At 63.3% G+C, this 2,989-nt stretch carries 2 protein-coding genes; both read left to right on the forward strand.

From position 1 onward, the window contains the following. Positions 1–651 precede the first annotated feature (651 nt). Positions 652–2,229 (forward strand): group II intron reverse transcriptase/maturase, encoded by a 1,578-nt coding sequence (ltrA, locus tag MJD61_14955; GenBank protein MCG8556569.1) that lies wholly within the window; start codon positions 652–654, stop codon positions 2,227–2,229. A gap of 519 nt (positions 2,230–2,748) precedes the next feature. Beyond that, positions 2,749–2,989: VCBS repeat-containing protein (locus MJD61_14960; GenBank protein ID MCG8556570.1), on the forward strand; the 241-nt coding region annotated here is incomplete at its 3' end.

Genomic DNA, 2,989 nt, shown 5'->3' on the forward strand with positions numbered 1-2,989 from the left:
ATCGATACGTGCTTTGAATCCGGCCTAACGTTGCCGGGGCACAGGAGGCTGGTCGAGGAAATGGTGCTTTCAGGGTTTCGACGTCTTGGCGTCGGGGTCAGGTTCGCACCGTGCCCACAGGACACTAGGTGGCGAGCTTGGGATCGTACTCCTGCCCGCGAAGCCAAATGGCCCATCGATAGAGCGGCCGGTGTCAAGCACATGCAGTGGTCCCCGATCTGATCACCCACGTTCCCGAGGCTCCTTCCGAGCTGCGCTGAGGAGCGCGAGCGAGGGTGCGCCTGGCAGGCGCAACGGATAGGAGGTGAAAGTCCAAACCCGGGGCCCTGATGCAGGGAACCCGACACCGACGAGACAAGGGCATCGATCTGGAGCACCAGTTCGCCGTCGGAGGTGAGCTTTCGGGCCACGCCGCCGGTCCCGCGAGGGGAGGTCCGATGGAGTCATAGGTGCATCACTGACCTGAACGCAAGTGAAGCGCCGTAAGGCCTGTGCGACGGGTAAGGCGGCCCTCAGCGCTGAAGCCCGAAAAGCATCGGAGTCGCATGGGTATTGGCGACAGGCTGGTGGTGAAATCTGTTGCAGCTGACCCAGGGAGATCTGTCGGGTTCCGTGAAAGCGGCAGCCCGTAGGACGGAAGAACGAAAGGCGATGACCCGACAGAAGTCAGAGGAACGCATAGTAGCGCAAGGCCGTGGAAACTCGGCCCCAACGCACGCGGTCGAGCCCGGTGCGGGAGCGAGAGCGTTCCCGGTCAACGAAGAGGTGAGGCAGCTTTGTCTGAGACTCGAGACAGCCGAAGAGTCCGCGCAAGCGGACGCCGACGCGGAGGTGGCCCGTTGCCGACAACGAGCTGGCTCCAGCGGGGCGCCGAAGTCGAGTATCAAGGCCAAGACAGCCGCACCCGCGACGATCGATGCAGTATCGGAGCGATTGGAGTTAGCGTTTTACGAAGTGGCCAAGAACCGCGGGGCACCCGGAGTGGACGGGCTCAGCATCGCGCAGGTGCGCAAGCATTTGCCGGAGCTGGTGTCCGAGCTAAGGCGTCAACTGCTTGAAGGGAGCTACCGGCCCGGAGCGATCCGGCGTGTGTGGATCCCCAAGAGTGGCGGAGGCCAACGCGGTCTGGGCATCCCAAACGTGGTGGACCGGATGGTCCAGGAGGCGGTGCGTCAGGTGCTCGAGCCTGTGTACGAGCCGACGTTTCATCCGAGCAGCCACGGGTTCCGGCCTGGTCGGAGCTGCCACACGGCGATTGCCGAGGCGGTAGAGCATCTGGAAGCAGGGCACGACTGGGTGGTGGGCATCGATCTAGAACGATTCTTTGATCGGGTCCATCACCAACGGCTGATGTCGCGGCTCGCGCAGCGAGTCGTGGACAAGAGGCTGTTGCGCCTGATCGGCCAGATGCTCGCCACCAAGGTAGTGATGCCGGATGGCGTGGTGGTGAGTACGGAGGAGGGGGTACCCCAAGGGGGTCCCCTTTCGCCGTTGCTCAGCAACATCATCCTAGACGAGCTGGATCAGGAGCTGGCTCGCCGTGGGCACCGGTTCGTCCGCTACGCGGACGATGCCAACGTCTACGTGCGAAGCGAGCGAGCAGGACAGCGCGTGATGGCAAGCTTGAAATCGTTCATCGAGAGGCGACTTCGACTCCAGGTGAACGAGGCCAAGAGTGCGGTGGCGCGGCCAGAGGAACGGCACTTTGTGGGTTTCCGTCTGCGGTGTGAACCGTTGGATGGGAGCGTCGAGGTGCTGTTGTCGAAGCGCTCCAAGGAGCGTATCGACGCACAGATCCGTCAACTGACACCGCGCAACTGGGGCAACTCGGTGGACGCGTGCATCCACCAGGTCAATAGGTACCTGTTGGGATGGATCCAGTTCTTTGGCATCTGTACTGCAGGCGCCGAGCGAGTGCTTGGCGCTCTGGACGCACACATCCGTCGCCGGCTGCGTGCGCTCCAACTCAGCCACTGGAAACGCAAACGAACGATCGTGAAGAAACTCATCTCGTTCGGCATCCGCATGTCCACGGCGTGGCGAAGTGTCTACAGCGGCCGCAAGTCGCGGTGGGCACTGAGCCACTCCAACGCGGTGGACCGGGCACTACGGAATTCCTACTGGGATGCACGTGGGCTCGTATCCCTCCGCAGCCATTGGCAAAAGATGCACGAACAGGTCGACGCCCCGGCTCAGCTCCCGCTGGACTGGGATACGGCGAGGTCGTGACCCGGCCGGCAGCGGTGGGAACCCTCGGGCGAAATCCGCTGTCCCGAAGAGCCGTATGTGAAAGGCACTTGTACGGTTCTGTGAGAGCCGCCCCCGGCGACGGGGGCGGCTACTCGATAGTCAGGCATGCCGGGCGGGCATGGCTGAACGGTAGAAGGCTGGACGGGCGATCGTTATTAGGCTGCGTGAGGAATTGACGGGGCTGCAACCTGCTGGCTTGGGGTTATCATGGGCGAGCATGCAGGGGACAAGCGCCCATAAGCGCTAACTTGTTTTACTCGTAGTGGAAGTACTGGGAGAGCTGGGAACGGCGGCGACGAGGGGGCTCGGCAAGCGACCTCGATAAGTCATTCCAGCTTAGGAGCACCTCGTGAAGGGACACTCGGGGATCGATGGCTCGTTCGACCTGGTGGAGCACGAATGCGAATTCACGCCAAGCGCTTTGGGCGCGTCGGTTCTTCCAGGACGCACCGCACTGACCGGCGTTGACCACGCGAGGACTGAGCGAGCGCGAGCTCGGTGCTGCTTGCGAGCCCCGGGGTGCAGTTTGCCGACATGAACGGCGATGGGCTTGCGGACCTCGTGGCGCGCCTTGCGCCGGGCCCGACCGACGTGCATTTTTTCCCGAATCAGGGGGACGGGCGCTGGCAGCATCGGCTACGCCTGAAGAAAAGCCCTCCCTACGCGCTCGAAGCGCCCGGGGTACGGCTGATCGACATCGACGGCGACGGGCTCGTGGATGTCATGCGCACGAGCGCCG

Source organism: Pseudomonadota bacterium, assembly GCA_022361155.1.
Classification (GTDB): Bacteria; Myxococcota_A; Polyangia; order Polyangiales; family JAKSBK01; genus JAKSBK01.

Excerpts from the sequence above, each read along its gene's own strand:
- ltrA (MCG8556569.1), top strand. The coding sequence starts at position 652 with ATGACCCGACAGAAGTCAGAGGAACGCATAGTAGCGCAAGGCCGTGGA.